This window comes from Pseudomonas sp. efr-133-TYG-5 (genome assembly GCF_030209175.1).
Taxonomy (GTDB): Bacteria; Pseudomonadota; Gammaproteobacteria; order Pseudomonadales; family Pseudomonadaceae; genus Aquipseudomonas.
Genome location: NZ_JARVSM010000003.1, coordinates 205,435 through 223,657, shown reverse-complemented (window position 1 = coordinate 223,657; position 18,223 = coordinate 205,435). Strand labels below are relative to the sequence as shown.

16 protein-coding genes are annotated in these 18,223 nt (G+C 63.1%); 10 read left to right on the top strand and 6 right to left on the bottom strand.

From position 1 onward, the window contains the following. Positions 1–215, top strand: a 215-nt coding sequence (locus QRN70_RS14750; protein WP_285418733.1) for a hypothetical protein, incomplete at its 5' end; no start/stop codon positions are given. 96 nt (positions 216–311) lie between these two features. After that, entirely contained in the window at positions 312–2,204 is a 1,893-nt protein-coding gene (gene mrdA / locus QRN70_RS14745; RefSeq protein ID WP_285418732.1) for a penicillin-binding protein 2, read from the top strand. Between the two features lie 237 nt (positions 2,205–2,441). On the opposite strand, the gene QRN70_RS14735 is transcribed toward mrdA, so the two are convergent. Continuing rightward, positions 2,442–3,377, bottom strand: coding sequence for a LysR family transcriptional regulator (locus QRN70_RS14735; protein ID WP_285418731.1), 936 nt, complete (start codon positions 3,375–3,377; stop codon positions 2,442–2,444). Between the two features lie 163 nt (positions 3,378–3,540). Here QRN70_RS14735 and QRN70_RS14730 point away from each other — a divergent pair, with 163 nt between their 5' ends. The 3 genes from QRN70_RS14730 to QRN70_RS14720 are packed head-to-tail and all read left to right on the top strand — an operon-like array spanning position 3,541 to position 7,144. Next, positions 3,541–4,851, top strand: a complete 1,311-nt coding sequence (locus QRN70_RS14730) for an MFS transporter (RefSeq protein WP_285418730.1) — start codon at positions 3,541–3,543, stop codon at positions 4,849–4,851. Between the two features lie 25 nt (positions 4,852–4,876). Then, positions 4,877–6,115, top strand: coding sequence for a Zn-dependent hydrolase (locus QRN70_RS14725; protein ID WP_285418729.1), 1,239 nt, complete (start codon positions 4,877–4,879; stop codon positions 6,113–6,115). Positions 6,116–6,118: 3 nt separating this feature from the next. Continuing rightward, on the top strand, positions 6,119–7,144 hold the full coding sequence (locus tag QRN70_RS14720; RefSeq protein ID WP_285418728.1) for a histone deacetylase family protein: 1,026 nt from the start codon (positions 6,119–6,121) through the stop codon (positions 7,142–7,144). 110 nt (positions 7,145–7,254) lie between these two features. Here the strand turns inward: QRN70_RS14720 and QRN70_RS14715 are convergent, their stop codons facing one another. Next, on the bottom strand, positions 7,255–7,659 hold the full coding sequence (locus QRN70_RS14715) for a lysozyme inhibitor LprI family protein (protein WP_285418727.1): 405 nt from the start codon (positions 7,657–7,659) through the stop codon (positions 7,255–7,257). Between the two features lie 46 nt (positions 7,660–7,705). After that, positions 7,706–8,635, bottom strand: coding sequence for an ADP-ribosylglycohydrolase family protein (locus QRN70_RS14710; protein ID WP_285418726.1), 930 nt, complete (start codon positions 8,633–8,635; stop codon positions 7,706–7,708). Between the two features lie 197 nt (positions 8,636–8,832). Here QRN70_RS14710 and QRN70_RS14705 point away from each other — a divergent pair, with 197 nt between their 5' ends. Together QRN70_RS14705 and QRN70_RS14700 are read left to right on the top strand one after the other, a co-directional pair. Continuing rightward, positions 8,833–9,321 carry an SRPBCC family protein gene (locus QRN70_RS14705; RefSeq protein WP_285418725.1) on the top strand — a complete coding sequence of 163 codons (489 nt, stop codon included), beginning with the start codon at positions 8,833–8,835 and terminating at the stop codon, positions 9,319–9,321. Then, complete coding sequence (locus QRN70_RS14700; RefSeq protein ID WP_285418724.1) at positions 9,314–10,129, top strand: aminoglycoside phosphotransferase family protein; 816 nt, start codon at positions 9,314–9,316, stop codon at positions 10,127–10,129. Before QRN70_RS14705 ends, QRN70_RS14700 begins: the two co-directional genes overlap by 8 nt. 321 nt (positions 10,130–10,450) lie before the next feature. Here QRN70_RS14700 and acnA read toward each other — a convergent pair whose 3' ends face one another. Then, positions 10,451–13,192, bottom strand: coding sequence for an aconitate hydratase AcnA (gene acnA / locus QRN70_RS14695; RefSeq protein WP_285418723.1), 2,742 nt, complete (start codon positions 13,190–13,192; stop codon positions 10,451–10,453). A gap of 221 nt (positions 13,193–13,413) precedes the next feature. Between acnA and rlmM the strand changes: the two genes are divergently transcribed. Both rlmM and tusA read left to right on the top strand, forming a co-directional pair. After that, positions 13,414–14,487, top strand: a complete 1,074-nt coding sequence (gene rlmM, locus QRN70_RS14690; RefSeq protein WP_285418722.1) for a 23S rRNA (cytidine(2498)-2'-O)-methyltransferase RlmM — start codon at positions 13,414–13,416, stop codon at positions 14,485–14,487. A gap of 181 nt (positions 14,488–14,668) precedes the next feature. After that, positions 14,669–14,920, top strand: a complete 252-nt coding sequence (tusA, locus tag QRN70_RS14685) for a sulfurtransferase TusA (protein ID WP_025111044.1) — start codon at positions 14,669–14,671, stop codon at positions 14,918–14,920. A gap of 134 nt (positions 14,921–15,054) precedes the next feature. On the opposite strand, the gene QRN70_RS14680 is transcribed toward tusA, so the two are convergent. Then, entirely contained in the window at positions 15,055–16,464 is a 1,410-nt protein-coding gene (locus QRN70_RS14680) for an MATE family efflux transporter (protein WP_285418721.1), read from the bottom strand. Positions 16,465–16,672: 208 nt separating this feature from the next. Between QRN70_RS14680 and pdxB the strand changes: the two genes are divergently transcribed. Beyond that, positions 16,673–17,815, top strand: coding sequence for a 4-phosphoerythronate dehydrogenase PdxB (gene pdxB / locus QRN70_RS14675; protein WP_285418720.1), 1,143 nt, complete (start codon positions 16,673–16,675; stop codon positions 17,813–17,815). Positions 17,816–17,986: 171 nt separating this feature from the next. On the opposite strand, the gene QRN70_RS14670 is transcribed toward pdxB, so the two are convergent. Next, positions 17,987–18,166, bottom strand: a complete 180-nt coding sequence (locus QRN70_RS14670; protein WP_027611439.1) for a PA1571 family protein — start codon at positions 18,164–18,166, stop codon at positions 17,987–17,989. Positions 18,167–18,223: the final 57 nt, after the last annotated feature.

Genomic DNA, 18,223 nt, shown 5'->3' with positions numbered 1-18,223 from the left:
TTCCGAAACCCCAATTGCGAAAGCAGTTGGGGTTTTGTTTTGCCCGCAGGAAAGTCGCTCAACTTGATTTCTATGCAACAGCCCGGTGCATGGCTATCAGGTTTGCACGTGTCTGTCTGACGGCAACAGGCGAGCCAACGTCGAGTGAAACCTACGGCATTGCAGGGATCCAATCGTCGCCGGAACAACCGCTCAAGGAATTCCTCCTGAAGTGACCGGGCGGTTTTTGGTATGGTGCAGCTCGTTTTTTAACGGACTGATGTCACGCCCATGGATCGGCGCTCATTTTTTGCCAAAGAGTTGCTGTAGAAATGCCCGAACCGATACCAATCAAGGATCACGAAAAAGAGACGCGCCTGGTCAACAAAAGGTTGGTGGCCTGCGCGCTGTTTGTCTTTGCGGTCAGCTGCGCGCTGGTCGCGCGCCTGTACATCCTGCAAGTGGTGGAATTCGACTACCACTCGACCATCTCCGAAAACAATCGGGTTCACGTCCTGCCAATCCCGCCAACACGTGGCCTGATCTACGACCGCAATGGTGTGCTGCTGGCTGACAACCGTCCGAGTTTCAACCTGACCATCACCCGCGAGCGCGCCACCGACGTCAACCAGGAACTGGACGAAGTCATCAGTCTGTTGCACCTGCCGCCGGAGGATCGCGGGGTGTTCGACAAAGCCATGAAGCAGTCGCGGCATCCGTTCACACCAGTGACATTGTTCTACGAGCTGACTGAAGAACAGATTGCCGTTCTGGCCGTCAACGAATTCCGTCTGCCGGGGTTGGATGTCGAACCGCAGTTCGTCCGTCATTACCCGCTGGGCCCGCACTTCGCGCATTCGATCGGCTACGTCGGGCGGATCAACGAGAAGGAGTCCAAGACACTCGACTCAGTCGAGTATCGCGGCACGCAATCCATCGGCAAGACCGGCATCGAGCGTTTCTACGAGGCGCAGCTGCATGGCCACGTGGGTTACGAGGAAGTCGAAACCAATGCTCAGGGGCGCGTCTTGCGGGTGCTGAAACACACCGATCCGGTGCCCGGGAAAAACATTGTCCTGAGCCTCGACGTCAAGCTCCAGGAAGCCGCCGAAGCGGCCCTCGGTGATCGCCGTGGCTCGGTGGTCGCGCTGGATCCGTCCACCGGTGAAGTGCTGGCCATGGTCAGCAATCCGAGCTTCGACCCTAACCTGTTCGTCACCGGAATCAGCTCCAAGGAATACTCGGCGCTGCGTGATTCCATCGACCGCCCATTGTTCAACCGTGTGCTGCGCGGTCTGTATGCGCCAGGCTCGACGATCAAGCCGGAAGTGGCGATTGCCGGTCTCGATGCCGGTGTGGTCACGCCGCAGACCCGAGTGTTCGATCCGGGCTATTACCAGTTGCCGGATTTCGACCACAAGTACCGCAACTGGAACCACAGTGGCGACGGCTGGGTAGACATGGACGCGGCGATCATGCGCTCCAACGACACCTACTTCTACGATCTGGCGCACAAACTCGGCATCGATCGTCTGCATGACTACATGGCGATGTTCGGCCTCGGCGAAAAAGTCTCGCTGGACATGTTCGAGGAGTCGCCCGGCCTGATGCCGTCACAAGCCTGGAAGCGCGCGACCCGTCGCCAGGCCTGGTTCCCCGGCGAGACAGTGATTCTCGGCATCGGCCAAGGCTACATGCAGGTGACGCCGCTGCAATTGGCCCAGGCCACGGCGCTGATCGCCAACAAAGGCGTATGGAATCGTCCGCACCTGGCCAAGACCGTCGATGGTGTCGCGCCGGTGGATGAGCATCCGATGCCGAACATCCTGCTCAAGGATCCGCGTGACTGGGAGCAGGTCAACCACGGCATGCAAATGGTCATGCACGACGCTCGCGGTATCGCTCGCGCGGCGGCGGCCGGTGCGCAGTACCGCATCGCCGGCAAGAGCGGCACCGCGCAGGTGGTGGCGATCAAGCAGGGTGAGCGCTACAACCGCGAGAAGACCCTCGAGCGCCATCGCGACAACGCCTTGTTCGTCGGCTTCGCCCCGGCGGAGCATCCGAAGATCGCGATCTCGGTGATGATCGAAAACGGCGAGGCCGGTGGCCGCGTTGCCGGTCCCGTGGTGCGGCAGATCATGGATGCCTGGCTGCTCGACCAGGACGGCCACCTCAAGCCGCAATACGCGGCGCCGACCAAGGCTCCGGGCGATCCCCACGTCTGACCTCCAGCGGCTTCACAGCACAGGCTCAAGCACGCTGAGCCTGTGCTGGACGCTGTCCGCCAACGCAAGCCTTTCGACGTCGCGCCGCACCAGGTGAATCGGCAGGCAGCCAATGCCGAAACCGGTGCAGATCCGCCGGCAAATTTCTTCGAAACTGCATCGTCAGGCAACTGGCCGAGATCCTGCGGCTCTGAATACTGGTGAGCCGTCGCTCAACAGTGCCGATCGCCTGGTGGGCTATTGGTCCGCCAGACAGGCCTGCAAGCGCTCGATGAACAGGCTTTCGGCGCGGCTCATGCGCTGGTCGCGGTTCCACAGCAGGTGAATATCGACATCGGCGATCCCTTCGTGGGGCGGCAGGCGCCAGAGCAATCCGGCATCGACGTCCGCCGCCACGACGTGCTCCGGCAGGCAACCGATGCCGAACCCGGCGATCACCAGCCGGCGCACCTCTTCCAGGCTCGGCGATGACGCGACGATGCGGCCGCTGAAGCCTTGCTGGTCACGAAAAATCGTCAACGGCGAGAGCATGCCGCCAATCTGGTCGCTGGTGAAACTGACGAAATTCTCCCGCTGCAGATCGCCTTCGCCAATGTCCTGGCGGCCGAACAGGGCGTGATGCCTGCCACAGAAAAACGCATAGCGCTGGCGCAGGAACAGCCGTTGTTCCAGGCGCGGTTGCGGGCGGCGGTTGAGGCTCAGGCCCAGGGTCGCGGTTTTCTCCTGCAAGGCGCTGACGATGTCGGAACTGCGCATCACCTCGACCTCCAGATCCACCCGTGGATAGTGCCGGTGGAAGTCGGCGAGGAAGTCATCGAAGCGTTCGGAGAAGATCCGGCTGATGATCAACAGCCGGACCTTGCCGATCACTTCATCGGCCGGTTGCTCGAGCAGGCTGCTGACCTGCGACATCTGCCCGTAGATCTCACCGGCCAGTTCGAATATCTGCTCGCCGACTTCGGTAAGGGCAAAGCGCGGGCCGCGACGGGCGATCAGTTGCCGGCCCAGTTGCTCTTCCAGGCGCTTGAGTGCCTGGCTCACCGCCGGTTGGGTCAGGTGCAGGCGTGCGGCAGCGCGGCTGATGCTCAGCTCCTGGCCGATCACCCGGAAGGTGCGCAGCAGGTTCCAGTCGAGACGATCGTTGAGCAGGCGTTGTACTTCGCGGTCAGCCATGGGCGGTGCTCGATTATAAGTTGGCGTAATAGTCGGAATAATAAATAGAAAATTGACTAATCATAGCCCGGCAACGATAAATCACTTCACGACAGCGCCAGCAGAGCGCTCCGATATGCCGTTTTTTCCTCCTGCCAGAAAAATAATCAAAGGAGTCCGACCCATGAAGCCTCCCGCTTCGAACCAGCCGCGTCGTGCAGCCGCCGCTGCCTTCATTGGCACCATGATCGAGTGGTACGACTTTTACATCTACGCTACCGCCGCAGCGCTGGTGTTCGGCGCATTGTTCTTTCCTTCCGACGATCCGCTGTTCAGCACCATGGCCGCGTTCGGCACCTTCGCCGTGGGCTTCTTCGCACGGCCGTTGGGCGGGATCATTTTCGGCCATATCGGTGATCGCATCGGTCGCAAGAAATCGCTGATCATCACCCTGCTGATGATGGGCGTGGTGACGGTGTGCATCGGCCTGTTGCCCACCTACGCGCAGATCGGTGCGGCTGCCCCGGTGTTGTTGATCGTGCTGCGCATCGTCCAGGGCATCGCCGTTGGTGGCGAGTGGGGCGGGGCGGTGTTGATGGCTGGCGAGCATGCGCCGAAGGGGCGGCGCAATTTCTTCGCGTCATTCGCGCAACTGGGCAGCCCGGCCGGGCTGATCCTTTCGCTGCTGGCGTTCAGCGCAGTGACCCGTTTGCCGGAAGCGGACCTGATGAGCTGGGGTTGGCGCCTGCCATTCCTTGCCAGTGCGCTGTTGCTGCTGGTGGGGTTGGCGATTCGCCTCGGGGTGGATGAGTCGCCGGAATTTCTCGCCAGTCGCGAGCAGGCCGGCCAGCAGGCGCGCAAAGAGCAGGCCCCGGTGATGGAAGTGCTGCGCACCGCGTGGCGGCCGCTGTTGCTGTGCATCGGTGCCAATACCCTGGGGATCGCCGGGGTGTATTTCACCAACACCTTCATGATTGCCTACACCACCCAGCAGTTGGCGCTGCCGCGTTCGCTGATTCTCGAGTGCCTGTTCTTCGTCGCGATCATTCAGTTCTGCATTCAGCCATTGGCGGCATGGATGGCCGAGAAGATCGGTGCCACCCGATTCCTGTGCCTGGTGTCACTGCTGGCGATGGCTTCGCCGTACCCGATGTTCGTGCTGGTCAGTTCGGCGCAGGCGCCGCTGATCATCCTCGGCATCGCCCTGGCGGTGGTGTGCATGGCCTCGTTCTACGCGGTGATCGCCGGCTACGTCAGCGGCATGTTCGATACCCGTGTGCGTTACACCGCGATCTCCCTGGCCTATCAGATCTGCGGCGCCGTCGCCGGCGGCCTGACGCCGCTGGTGGGGACGATGCTTGCGCACCAATTTACCGGCCAGTGGTGGCCGCTGGCGGTGTTTTACAGCCTGATCGCGGCGGTTTCGCTGATCTGCGTGCTGTCCCTTGCGCGCCGCCACGCTTCGGCTCATCAAGCGGAACTGGCCCGTGCCTGATTCCGCCCATTCAGGAGTGCACCTCATGTTGAAAATCAATGGCCAACGCCTGTGGGCGAGCCTGATGGCCATGGCTGAAATCGGCGCGACCGCCCGGGGTGGCAGCTGCCGCCTGGCGCTCAGCGAGGAAGACAAGGCCGGCCGCAAACTGTTCGTCCACTGGTGCCGCGAGGCGGGCATGAGCGTGAGCGTGGACGCGATCGGCAACCTGTTCGCCCGCCGTGCCGGTACGGATCCGGACGCCGCACCGGTGATGATGGGCAGCCATCTCGATACCCAGCCCGAAGGCGGTCGCTTCGATGGCGTCTACGGCGTGCTGGCCGGGCTGGAAGTGGTGCGTTGTCTCAATGAGCGCAACATCAGCACGCGCAAACCGCTGGAAGTGGCGGTGTGGACCAACGAGGAGGGTGCCCGCTTCACCCCGGCGATGCTCGGCTCGGCGGTGTTCACCGGGGTCATGGCGCTGGATGCAGCACTGGCCGTACGCGATGCGGATGGCATCAGCGTGGCCGAAGCCCTGCAGCGCAGCGGTTACGCCGGCGAGCGGCCGCTGGGGGGCGCGGTGGATGCCTATTTCGAGGCGCATATCGAGCAGGGGCCGATCCTCGAAGACAATGCCAAGAGCATCGGCGTGGTCAGCGGTGGACAGGCGATTCGCTGGCTCGACCTGCGGGTCGAAGGCATGGCCGCCCACGCCGGAACCACGCCGATGCCGCTGCGCAAGGACGCCCTGTATGGCGTGGCGCGGATGATTCAGGCCGTCGAAGCGCTGGCGACGGATTTTGCGCCGCAGGGCCTGACCACGGTCGGCGAACTGAGCATCAACAAGTCGTCGCGCAACACCATCCCTGGCCTGGTGAACTTCACCGTTGACCTGCGGCATCACCGCGACGATGCCATCGCGGCAATGGAACAACAGGTGCGCGCCCGCCTGCAGGCGATCGCCGATGGCCGTGGCCTGCAGTTGACCATTACACCGCACTGGATCAGCCCGGCCACACCATTCGACGCCGCGTGCGTGGCGGCGGTGCAGGAGGCGGTGGATGCGCTGGGCTACGCTCAGCAATCGATTGTCAGCGGTGCCGGCCACGATGCGATTCACCTGGCGCGCTACTGCCCGACCGCTATGGTGTTCATTCCTTGCATCGGTGGTCTGAGCCATAACGAAGCCGAGGATGTATTGCCCGAAGATGTGAAGCAGGGTACCGACGTTTTGCTGAATGCCGTGCTGGCCCGTGCCGGTCGTATCGAACAGGAAGCCTGAACCATGCGCAGTTTTTTCCACCCCGAACAATTGCTTCATCATCCACGCAGCTATTACTCCCGTGGCCAGATGCGCACGCCGCAGGAAGTCCCCGAGCGCGCGCAGCGTCTGGTGCAGGCTGCGCACAGCCTGGGCTTCAGCGTCGAACAACCGGACGATGCCGGTCTCGCGCCGCTGCTGGCGGTGCATGGCGCACCGTACCTGAGCTTCCTCGAGCAAGCCCACGCGCGCTGGAAAGACATTCCCGAAGACTGGGGCGACGAGGTCATGTCGAACATCTTCGTCCGCGAACCGAACGCCCTGCGCGGCATTCTCGCCCAGGCTGCGCGCTATCTGGCGGACGGCAGTTGCCCGGTTGGCGAGCAGACCTGGCGTTCGGCCTATTGGTCGGCGCAGAGCGCAGTGGCCGGGGCGCAGGCGCTGCTCGATGGCGAGTCGGCGGCGTACGCGCTGTGTCGTCCGCCGGGACACCATGCCCGCGCAGAGGCGGCGGGTGGTTTCTGCTACGTGAACAACGCCGCGGTGGCCGCGCAGGTGCTGCGCGGCAGGTTCGGCAAGGTCGCGCTGCTCGACACCGACATGCACCACGGCCAGGGCATCCAGGAAATTTTCTATGACCGCGATGACGTGCTGTATGTCTCGGTGCATGGCGATCCGACCAACTTCTATCCCGGTGTGGCCGGGTTTGCCGACGAGCGCGGTCATGGCGCGGGAGAGGGGTTCAATCTCAATCTGCCGATGGCGCACGGTGCAAGTGAAGCGGATTTCCTCGGGCAGTTGGACGTGGCGCTGGCGGCGGTGCGTGACTTCGGTGCCGAGGTCCTGGTGCTGTCGTTGGGTTTCGATATTTACCACCTGGACCCGCAGAGCAAAGTGGCGGTGACCCGCGAAGGATTCACGCAGCTCGGCGAACGGATCCGCAGCCTGCGGCTGCCGTGCCTGATCGTGCAGGAGGGCGGGTATCACCTCGAAAGTCTGGAGGACAATGCCCGGGCGTTTTTTGTCGATGCCGAGGTGTGGCAGGTCTGAGTCTGCTTTGATCTGGCAGGCCGGTCAGCGCTGGCCTGCCAGCGCCTGCAGGTTGTGTGTGCAGGCCGGCGCCAACATCGGTGCTGAAAACTTCGCGCGAGCCGTAAGCATCAGGCCCCGGGCACCGGGCAACCCACATCGCCTTCCTCACACTTCAAGTACTCCTTGAGCGCTTCGACCCGAGCCTTGGTCACCCGCGTGATGCACGTGCTGTAGATCATCGGGTACATGCTGCCGCCCGCCACCCCGGACGCGGCAAACTTGCACTCGGCATCGCGAAATCCGATCCACGCCCGCTGCGCGCCTACCAGCAGTTTCTTGCTGTCGGGGTTGTCCTGCAAACGCCCGTTGATCTGCTGATACACCGTGTTCAACGCCTTGTCCGCTGCCTTGCTTGCCTGGCCAGCACATTGGTTCATCGTCGCCTGATCGCTGGCATTGGCGCAGTCGGTGGCGGCGTGGGCGAAGGTGGTAAAGAGCAATGGCGTCAGGGCCAGCAACAGGCGTAAGGGCATGGGCGTTCTCGCTGTGATAAGGGAAAGTCTCGGCCAGTGTAGCGACTCAATCGGGCCCGTGAGGTTTGCGCAGGCTCGCGGCGTTGAACAGCTGTTGCGCGGTGGCAGCAATTTCTTCGCCGATGTGCAGTTTGCTCAGCCAGTCGCCCGGGATCGCCTGCACGCCGTAGTGGGCACCGGCCAACTGCCCGACGATGGCGGCCGTCGTGTCGGCGTCGTCGCCCAGGTTGGCGGCTTGCAGGACGGCCTCGGCAAAGCTGTCGGTGTGCTGGAAGCACCAGAGCGCCGCCTCCAGTGATGCAACGCAGTAGCCGCTGCCGCGAATACTGCCCAGCGGCTTGTCGAGATAATCGCCGCGGGCCAGTGCAGCAACCTTGGGTTGGCTGAATGATGTTGGCGTCAGGCTGCGCAGATCGGTTTTCGCCGTACCTTGCAACGCCTTGCCGAGCAGTTCGGCGAATAACTGACAACACTCGATCGCTTCCGGCGCCGCGTGGGTCGTGCGTGAGCTGTCCGCGGCGAACCGCACGATGTGCTGGAAATCGGGAAAGTAAAACAGCACGACCGGCACCAGGCGCATCAGCGAACCGTTCCCGGCAGTGAAGGGATCGGTCGAGCCGGCGAAGGGCTGACCGCTGGCCTGGTATCGGGCCAGCGCCTGGCTGACCGTCATGCCGATGTCGAAGCACTCCCCGGTCGAACTCAGGTAGCCCCATTGCCACCAGTTCAGGTAGCGGCCCATCTGGTCGGCGGCGTCGAAGCCGTTCTTGCTCAGCAGGCTTTCGGCCAGGCACAGCGCCATCGAGGTGTCGTCGGTCCACTGCCCGGGTTTGAGGCGGAAAGGCCCGCCACCGACCATGTTGGTCAATGGCGCGAAGGAGCCGCGTGGCTGGAACTCCACCGTGGTGCCAACGGCATCGCCACAGGCCAGGCCGAGCAGGGCGCCGCGATAACGGTCGAGGGGGCTGGGTTGCATGACTACGTCCTTGTCTCGTTCAGGTTGCTGCAAACGTTAGCAGTTCCGGCACCCGGATTTGAGCGCAATCTGACCGGATGGCGTGCGCAAATGCCGCTGAATGTTTCTCCACCGACAGCGACCGGGCAGCCCCTTGATACAACTTCAGGTTGGACATGTGGTCATACAAGCCTACTGTTCAAAACAGGAGGTGACGTATGAAACCAGTACCCAACAGCTTTGAACGTAAAATCAAGCTCAAATCGCCGCGTTCGCATGTCTGGCGCGCCCTGGTCGATGCCGAGGCGTTCGGCCAGTGGTTTGGCGTTGCGCTGGAAGGGCGGCGGTTTATTGCCGGTGAATGGACGCAGGGGCAGGTCACGTATCCCGGTTATGAACATGTGTTGTGGAACGTGCTGGTGGAGCGGGTCGAGCCGCAGCAGCTGTTCTCTTTCCGCTGGCACCCCTACGCGGTGAACCCCAAGATCGACTATTCCCAGGAGCCGACCACGCTGGTGCGCTTCGAGCTGCAGGACTTCGAAGACGGCACGCTGCTGAAGGTCTCCGAATCCGGCTTTGCGCATATCCCCGATGTGCGTCAGAAGGAGGCGTACTACATGGACAGTCGTGGCTGGGAGGAGCAGTTGAACCGCCTCGAACACTTCCTCGCCGAAAGCGACCGCGCCCGCGAACGCGAGGATGGCTGAGCTCGAGCTGTTTGCGCCGTGGCTGCAACGCTGGGCACTGGTTGCGGATGGCACATCGATCATTACCCCGGGCAGCCGCTTGTTGCCGGTGCGTCAGGGCGCCACGCCGGCAATGCTCAAGGTGGCGCTGGACGCCGAGGAGAAGTACGGCAGTCTGTTGATGACCTGGTGGGACGGCGACGGGGCGGCCCGGGTGCTGGCCCATCACGGCGACGCTCTGCTGCTGGAGCGCGCCATGGGCCGGCGCTCGTTGCGGCACATGGCCCTGACGGGCGCGGACGACACGGCCAGCCGGATTCTGTGCGCGGCGCTGGCGCGGTTGCATGCGCCGCGGCCGACGCCACCACCGCCGCTGGTGGAGCTGGGGCCATGGTTCGCCTCGTTGCGCGAGGCCGCCAGCGCGCAGGGCGGCGCATACGCACGCAGCTTGTACACCGCCGAAGCCTTGCTCGCCGAGCCGCAGGATGTCGTCGTGCTGCACGGCGACATGCACCACGATAATGTCCTCGATTTCGGCTCGCGTGGCTGGCTGGCCATCGACCCCAAACGGGTGCGCGGCGAGCGAGGTTACGACTACGCCAACCTGATCTGCAACCCGGAACTGCCAACGGCCAGTGATCCGCAACGCTTTCATCGACAGGTCGAAGTCATCGCCGAGGCGGCGCGGCTGGAGCGTCGACGTCTGTTGCAATGGGTGCTGGCGTTCGCCGGGCTCTCGGCCGCGTGGTTTCTCGAAGATGACCAGCAGACGGCCGCCGCCGGGCAACTGCAAGTCGCGCAACTGGCGGCCGCTGCGCTGGATGCCTGACACGTCTAAGGGTTTTCGGAAGGGTCGCAATGGCGAATGTCTTACACGCCGTGGTAGCTATGTCGACTATTGCCGATTGGATCCACAGCGTAATCTAGCCACATCAACTGAAGCACAGGGAGTGTTTCAGGATCACGGATGATCGACCATATGCAAGGATCGCTGCCGACAGGGAGTCGATAATGGTCTTGGGAAAAACCCGCTTCGGCGGGTTTTTTTTCGCCTGCAGAAAACCGAGATCACCTGGGCCTTCGGCGGCAAGTGCCGCAGACCGCGATCCTGCTCTGGATCACAGCCGCGGCAACGGCCACAGGGGCGGTTTCAGGAGGCGATCAACTGCCGCAACACGTAATGCAGAATCCCGCCCGACTTGAAGTACTCGACCTCGTTCAAGGTATCGATGCGGCACAGCACCTCGATTTTCTCCTGGCGTCCGTCCTCCCGGGTAATCACCAGGGCCAGGTTCATCCGCGGTGTCAGCTCGACGCCGCTGAGGCCCTGGATATCCAGGGTTTCCTTGCCAATGAGGTTGAGGCTTTTGCGGTTCTGGTCGAGCTTGAACTGCAGCGGCAGCACGCCCATGCCCACCAGGTTGGAGCGGTGGATCCGTTCGAAGCTTTCCGCGATCACTGCTTTCACACCGAGCAGATTGGTGCCCTTGGCCGCCCAGTCGCGGCTGGAGCCGGTGCCGTATTCCTGTCCGGCAATCACCACCAGCGGCGTGCCCGATGCCTGATAGCGCATGGCCGCATCGTAGATCGGCAGTTTCTCCCCGGTGGGAATGTAAATCGTGTTGCCGCCTTCTTCACCGCCGAGCATTTCGTTGCGGATGCGAATGTTGGCGAAGGTCCCGCGCATCATCACTTCATGATTGCCCCGGCGTGAGCCATAGGAGTTGAAGTCCCGTGGCTCGACGCCTTTTTCTTGCAGATAGCGGCCGGCCGGGCTGTCGACCTTGATGTTGCCGGCCGGGGAGATGTGGTCGGTGGTTACCGAATCGCCGAGCAGGGCCAGCACCCGTGCGCCTTGGACATCCCTGATCTCTGGCAGGGGGCCGCTGATGTCGTCGAAGAACGGCGGGTGCTGGATGTAGGTCGAGTCGTCCTGCCACACGTACGTCGCCGCTTGCGGCACTTCGATGGCTTGCCATTGTTCGTCCCCGGCAAACACCTCGGCGTATTCCTTGTGGAACATCGCGGTGTTGACCTGATTCACCGCCTCGGCAATCTCTTTGCTCGACGGCCAGATGTCGCGCAAGTACACCGGATTACCTTGTCGATCGTTGCCCAGCGGTTCGCTGCTGATATCGGCGCGCACGCTGCCGGCCAGTGCGTAGGCGACCACCAGCGGCGGCGAGGCCAGCCAGTTGGTTTTCACCAGCGGGTGCACGCGGCCTTCGAAGTTGCGGTTGCCGGACAACACCGAAGCGACGGTGAGGTCGGCTTTCTGAATGGCTTTTTCAATCGGCTCCGGCAGCGGCCCGGAGTTGCCGATGCACGTGGTGCAGCCGTAGCCGACCAGCGAAAACCCGAGTTGGTCGAGGTATTGCGTCAGGCCGGCAGCCTTGTAGTAGTCGGTTACCACTTTCGAACCGGGGGCCAGCGAGCTTTTCACCCACGGCTTGCGCGTCAGGCCCTTTTCCACGGCTTTTTTCGCCAGCAGGCCGGCGGCCATCATTACGCTCGGGTTGGAGGTGTTGGTGCACGAGGTGATTGCGGCAATCACCACGGCGCCGTTTTTCAGACGATAGGTGTGGCCGTCGGCCTCGTAATCGGTTTCGCCGACCAGATCGGCGTTGCCGACCGCCACGCCGCCGCCACCTTCGCTTTCAAGGCGGCCCTCGTCCTTGCTGGTCGGCTTGAATTGCAGATCCATGAAGTCACTGAAGGCTTGCGCCACGTTCGGCAGCGAGACCCGGTCCTGCGGGCGTTTCGGCCCGGCGAGACTGGCTTCGACGCTGCCCATATCCAGCGCCAGGCTGTCGGTGAACACCGGTTCCTGACCAGGCAGGCGCCACAGGCCCTGAGCCTTGGTGTAGGCCTCGACCAGTTTTACCGTCTCGTCCGGGCGCCCGGACAGGCGCAGGTATTCCAGTGTCACTTCATCGACCGGGAAGAAGCCGCACGTTGCGCCGTATTCCGGGGCCATGTTGGCGATGGTTGCGCGATCCGCCAGCGGCAGGTCGGCGAGGCCGTCACCGTAGAATTCGACGAATTTGCCGACCACGCCTTTTTTGCGCAGCATCTGGGTCACGGTCAGCACCAGGTCGGTGGCGGTGATGCCTTCCTTGAGTTTGCCGGTCAGTTTGAAGCCGATCACTTCCGGAATCAGCATCGACACTGGTTGCCCGAGCATCGCTGCCTCAGCCTCGATGCCGCCGACGCCCCAGCCGAGCACGCCGAGGCCGTTGATCATGGTGGTGTGGGAGTCGGTGCCGACCAGGGTGTCGGGGAACGCGTAGGTGCGGCCGTCTTCCTCCTTGGTCCATACCGTGCGGCCGAGGTATTCGAGGTTGACTTGGTGGCAGATCCCGGTGCCCGGCGGCACCACGCTGAAGTTGTCGAAGGCACTCTGGCCCCAGCGCAGGAAGGCATAGCGTTCGCCGTTGCGCTGCATTTCGATGTCGACGTTCTGCTCGAAAGCGCTGGCAGTGGCGAACTTGTCGACCATCACCGAGTGGTCGATCACCAGGTCGACCGGTGACAGCGGGTTGATGCGTTGCGGATCGCCGCCGGCCTTGGCCATGGCGGCGCGCATGGCGGCAAGGTCGACCACGGCCGGTACGCCGGTAAAGTCCTGCATCAAGACACGGGCAGGGCGGTATTGAATTTCACGATCGGAGCGGCGCTCCTTGAGCCACGCGGCCAGCGCCTTGAGGTCGGCGCCGGTGACGGTTTTTTCGTCTTCCCAGCGCAGCAGGTTTTCCAGCAGAACTTTCAATGACATCGGCAGCTTGTCGAGATCGCCCAAGGTCTTGGCGGCTTCCGGCAGGCTGAAATAATGGTAGGTCCTGGCGTCGATTTGCAGCGTTTTGAGGGACTTCAGACTATCGAGGGACGGCATTACGATCACTCCTTTGAATCCGCACGGCTACGGATTGAGGGGACGAATAGAGCTTTAAACCTAGCCCTGTTTTAGGTAGCTGGCTAATAACTGGACTCTATGAGCGGAACCAAGGTTCCGACATCGGCTATCATGCGCCGGTTTTCGTGACAGGCTTTGCTTCAACGCAAGCCTGGGCATCGCGCAGGGGCCGAATGTCCGCCCTCTGCCCAGGAGTAAGAATGAACACCCTATTCATGCATTGCCGGCCGGGCTTCGAAGGCGAAGTCTGCTCCGAGATTTCCGACCTCGCCGCCCAACTGAACGTGGCCGGTTACGCCAAGGCCAAACCGGCCACCGCGTGCGCCGAGTTTGTCTGCAGCGAAGCCGACGGCGCCGAGCGCCTGATGCGCGGCCAGCGATTCGCCGAGCTGATCTTCCCGCGCCAATGGGCGCGTGGCTTGTTCATCGATCTGCCGGAAACCGACCGCATCAGCGTGATTCTTGCCCACATGGCCGAATTTCCGCTGTGCGGCAGCCTGTGGCTGGAAGTCGTCGACACCAACGATGGCAAAGAGCTGTCGAACTTCTGCAAGAAATTCGAAGGTCCGCTGCGCAAGGCCCTGACCGCGGCCGGCAAACTGGTGGATGACGCGAGCAAGCCGCGTCTGCTGCTGACCTTCAAGAGCGGTCGTGAAGTGTTTCTCGGCCTGGCCGATGCCGGTAATTCGGCGATGTGGCCGATGGGCATTCCGCGCCTGAAGTTCCCCCGCGAGGCGCCGAGCCGTTCCACCCTCAAGCTCGAGGAAGCCTGGCACCACTTCATTCCGCGCGATCAGTGGGACGAGCGTCTGCACAGCGACATGACCGGTGTCGACCTCGGCGCCGCACCGGGTGGCTGGACCTGGCAACTGGTCAACCGCGGCATGCTGGTGACGGCCATCGACAACGGGCCGATGGCCGAAAGCCTGATGGACACCGGTCTGGTGCAGCACTTGATGGCTGACGGTTTCACCTTCAAGCCCAAGCAACCGGTGGACTGGATGGTCTGCGACATCGTCGAGAAACCGGCGCGTAACGCGGCGATGCTCGAGGAATGGATCGGCGAGGGCCATTGCCGCGAAGCGGTGGTCAACCTCAAGTTGCCGATGAAGCAGCGTTACGCCGAGGTGAAACGCTTGCTCGAGCGCATCGCCGACGGTTTCAAGGCGCGCGGGATCAAGGTCGATATCGGATGCAAGCAGCTGTATCACGACCGCGAGGAAGTGACCTGCCATTTGCGCCGTCACGACACCAGGAAGCCCAAATCGCGCTGACACACTGCAAAACCCTGGGGGCGCGAGCCTGTTCGCGAAGAGGCCGTGACAGACGCCTCTTTGTTGCATAAGCCACCGAATTGGCGAGCAGACTCGCTCCCACGAGGGTTGTGGTGTAACGCCACAGATGACCGCATACCCGGCAATGCGCGACAATGCCAGCCAGTTTCAGGAGTGAACCATGAGTGAAATGATCGATACGCCGGTCGACGGTACCCTCGACGCCACCGGCCTCAACTGCCCGGAGCCGGTGATGATGCTGCACCAGCACATCCGTGACCTGGTGCCCGGCGGCCTGCTCAAGGTGATCGCCACCGATCCCTCGACCCGCCGTGACATTCCCAAGTTCTGCGTGTTTCTCGATCATGAACTGGTCGGCCAGCACGAAGAGGCCGGGACTTACCTGTACTGGATCCGCAAGAAACACGCCTGAATCCCAGGCGAACGCAAAACCCGATGTGGGAGCGAGCCTGCTCGCGAAGGCGGTATCTCAGTCACGCTTGATGGCGACTGTTACACCCCATTCGCGAGCAGGCTCGCTCCCACATTTTTGTCTTGCGTGAGGGCTCAACCCGCCGAGCGGCTGATGCGAATGCGTTTGCGCGCGCTGCGGGTCAGGCGGATCGACAGCATCAGCGCCGCGCAGCTCAGGCCGACGATCAGGCCCTGCCACAAGCCGCTCGGGCCGCGGGGCTCGCCGAGCCAGTCGGTGAGGCCGAGGGCGTAACCCACTGGCAGGCCGATGCCCCAATAGGCGAACAGGGTCAGGATCATCGTTACCCGGGTGTCCTGATAACCGCGCAGGGCGCCAGCGGCGGTGACCTGGATCGCATCGGAAAACTGGAACAGCGCCGAGTAGACGATCAGCATCGCCGCAATATGAATCACCATCGGGTCGGCGGTGTAGATCGCGGCAATGTGCTCACGCATCAGCAGCATCATGCTCGCCGACAGGCAGGCGTAGGCCAGTGCGGTACCCATGCCGACGCCGGCAGCGAAACGCGCTTCCCGGGGCTCCTCGCGGCCCAGGGCCTGGCCGACGCGCACGGTGACGGCCATGCCCAACGAGTAGGGGATCATGAACACCAGCGAGCTGACGTTCAGCGCGATCTGATGCCCGGCCACCACGGTGGCGCCAAGGCTACCGATCAGCAGGGCGATCACGGCGAAGATGCTCGACTCGGCGAATACCGCGATACCGATCGGCAGACCGATGGCCAGCAAACGCTTGATGACCGCCCATTGCGGCCAGTCGAAACGGCTGAACAGTTCGCTGGAACGGTAGGCGGGGGCCCAGCGCTCGTACCCGGCCAGGCCCAGCGCCATCACCCACATGACGATGGCCGTGGCCCAGCCGCACCCCACGCCGCCCATAGCCGGCACGCCGAAGTGGCCGTAGATGAAGATGTAGTTCAGCGGAATGTTCAAGGCCAGCCCGCACAGGCCCAGGACCATCGCCGGGCGGGTGCGGCCGAGGCCGTCGCTGGTGCAGCGCAGCACATGATAGAAGGCCACTGCCGGCAGGCCGCTGGCGATGCCGTGCAGGTATTGCATGCACGGGCCGATCAGCTCCGGGTCGACTTTCATCAAGTGCAGGATCGGCTCGGCGCAGACCAGCATGGTGGTGGCGATCAGGCCCACCACCAGCGCCAGCCACAACGCCTGACGGACGATCGGACCGATCTCGCTGTGGGTGCCGGCGCCGAAGCGCTGGGCAACCTTCGGTGTGGTGGCCAGCAAGGTGCCCGTCATCAGCAGGAACACCGGTACCCAGATCGAGTTGCCCAGCGCCACGGCGGCCAGATCACGTGGCCCGACGCGCCCGGCCATCACCGCATCGACGAAGCCCATGGCGGTGGTCGCCAGCTGCGCGATCATGATCGGCAGGGCCAGGCCGAGCAGGTTTTTCAGCTCCAGGCGAACCCGGGCAGGGCGGGTGAGTGCGGCGGTGACAGGTTGGTCAGTTACAGAATTCACAGGCAAAGCGTCCACAGGTATTGATGCGCGAGGCGGCGCATTCTACGCCGCCGACGGCTTGGTCAGGAAAAATCCTCTGTTGCGGATTTGTAATGGTTTTTTGAATGGCGGCCCCTGAAGGATGGCCTGCTCGAGCAATCAACCTGCGAACCTGCTGGCTCATCCTCCGGTCAGCACCTAAACTGCCGATCCCCTCAAGGAGCCCGCCATGCTGATTGTTGCCGATGAAAACATTCCGTTGCTCGATGCCTTTTTTGCCGGTTTCGGCGAGATCCGTCGGGTGCCGGGCCGCTCCATCGACCGCGCCACGGTCGAACAGGCCGACGTCCTGCTCGTGCGTTCGGTGACCAGCGTCAACCGCGCCCTGCTCGAAGGCAGCCAGGTGCGCTTTGTCGGCACCTGCACCATCGGTACCGATCATCTGGACCTTGAGTATTTCCATGAGGCCGGCATCACCTGGTCCAGCGCGCCGGGCTGCAATGCCCGTGGCGTGGTCGACTATGTGCTCGGCAGCTTGATGACGCTGGCGGAAATCGAAGGTGAAGACCTGACCGCGCGCACCTATGGCGTGGTCGGCGCCGGCGAGGTCGGCGGGCGCCTGGTCAAGGTTCTGCGGGGCCTGGGCTGGAACGTGAAAGTCTGCGATCCGCCGCGTCAGGCTACCGAGGGCGGCGACTACGTCAGCCTCGAGCAGATCATTGAAGAGTGCGATGTGATCAGCCTGCATACGCCGTTGACGCGCAGTGGCGACGGCGCGACCTGGCACCTGTTCGACCGCCAGCGTCTGCAGAGCCTCAGGCCCGGCGCCTGGCTGATCAACGCCGCTCGCGGGCCAGTGGTCGATAACGTGGCGCTGCGTGAGGTGCTGCTGGAACGCGAAGACCTGCAGGCGGTGCTCGATGTCTGGGAAGCCGAGCCGCAGGTCGATGTCGCGCTGGCGGAGCTGTGCGTTCTGGCGACACCGCATATCGCCGGTTACAGCCTCGACGGCAAGCAGCGCGGCACGGCGCAAATCTACCAGGCCTACTGCGCATTCGTTGGCCAGCCGGCTAGCATCCAGCTCGGCGACCTGCTGCCGGCGCCGTGGTTGACGGAAGTTGCCCTGCATGCCGACAGCGATCCGGCCTGGGCGCTGGCGATGTTGTGCCGCGGCGTCTATGACCCGCGCCGCGACGACGCGGATTTCCGTCGCACGCTGCTGGGCAGTGTCGGCGAGCAGCGCGCAGCGTTCGATCTGTTGCGCAAACAGTACCCGTCGCGACGCGAGATCGAAGGCTTGCACGTGCGGATCGAAGGCGACTCCCCGGCGTTGCGGCAGATGGTGGCGGCGCTCGGCGCGGTGGCGTTGTAACACTGTTGACCTTACTGGCGATGGTGCAGGAGCCGCTGCGGGACGTGATCCGCGACGTCGTCAAGCGCGCCATCGCTGTCCCGGCGCACGCGTCAGCGGGTCGCAACCGCAAAATCGGCAGGCAGAAAAAACCCGGCCAAAAGGGGCCGGGTCAGGAAGACGGTGGCTATATCACTTTTGTTCGGCAGGCTTGACCAATCGCTTCTCCAGTTCGCGGCACGCGTCCTGGATCATGTCTTCAGTGATCGGTACTTCACGCCCGTCCTTGTCGATGATCGAGCAGCCCAGAGGCTGGCCGGGCTTGGTGCGGATCACTTGAATCTTGTCATCGCTGCTGTGTTGCAAGGACATGGCCTGTCTCCTCATCAGGTTGTGTACCCAGAATAAAACCGTCAGGTGACCAGGCTG

Coding starts and splice junctions, on each gene's coding strand:
- mrdA (WP_285418732.1), top strand. CDS start 312: ATGCCCGAACCGATACCAATCAAGGATCACGAAAAAGAGACGCGCCTG.
- QRN70_RS14735 (WP_285418731.1), bottom strand. CDS start 3,377: ATGGCTGACCGCGAAGTACAACGCCTGCTCAACGATCGTCTCGACTGG.
- QRN70_RS14730 (WP_285418730.1), top strand. CDS start 3,541: ATGAAGCCTCCCGCTTCGAACCAGCCGCGTCGTGCAGCCGCCGCTGCC.
- QRN70_RS14725 (WP_285418729.1), top strand. CDS start 4,877: ATGTTGAAAATCAATGGCCAACGCCTGTGGGCGAGCCTGATGGCCATG.
- QRN70_RS14720 (WP_285418728.1), top strand. CDS start 6,119: ATGCGCAGTTTTTTCCACCCCGAACAATTGCTTCATCATCCACGCAGC.
- QRN70_RS14715 (WP_285418727.1), bottom strand. CDS start 7,659: ATGCCCTTACGCCTGTTGCTGGCCCTGACGCCATTGCTCTTTACCACC.
- QRN70_RS14710 (WP_285418726.1), bottom strand. CDS start 8,635: ATGCAACCCAGCCCCCTCGACCGTTATCGCGGCGCCCTGCTCGGCCTG.
- QRN70_RS14705 (WP_285418725.1), top strand. CDS start 8,833: ATGAAACCAGTACCCAACAGCTTTGAACGTAAAATCAAGCTCAAATCG.
- QRN70_RS14700 (WP_285418724.1), top strand. CDS start 9,314: ATGGCTGAGCTCGAGCTGTTTGCGCCGTGGCTGCAACGCTGGGCACTG.
- acnA (WP_285418723.1), bottom strand. CDS start 13,192: ATGCCGTCCCTCGATAGTCTGAAGTCCCTCAAAACGCTGCAAATCGAC.
- rlmM (WP_285418722.1), top strand. CDS start 13,414: ATGAACACCCTATTCATGCATTGCCGGCCGGGCTTCGAAGGCGAAGTC.
- tusA (WP_025111044.1), top strand. CDS start 14,669: ATGAGTGAAATGATCGATACGCCGGTCGACGGTACCCTCGACGCCACC.
- pdxB (WP_285418720.1), top strand. CDS start 16,673: ATGCTGATTGTTGCCGATGAAAACATTCCGTTGCTCGATGCCTTTTTT.
- QRN70_RS14670 (WP_027611439.1), bottom strand. CDS start 18,166: ATGTCCTTGCAACACAGCAGCGATGACAAGATTCAAGTGATCCGCACC.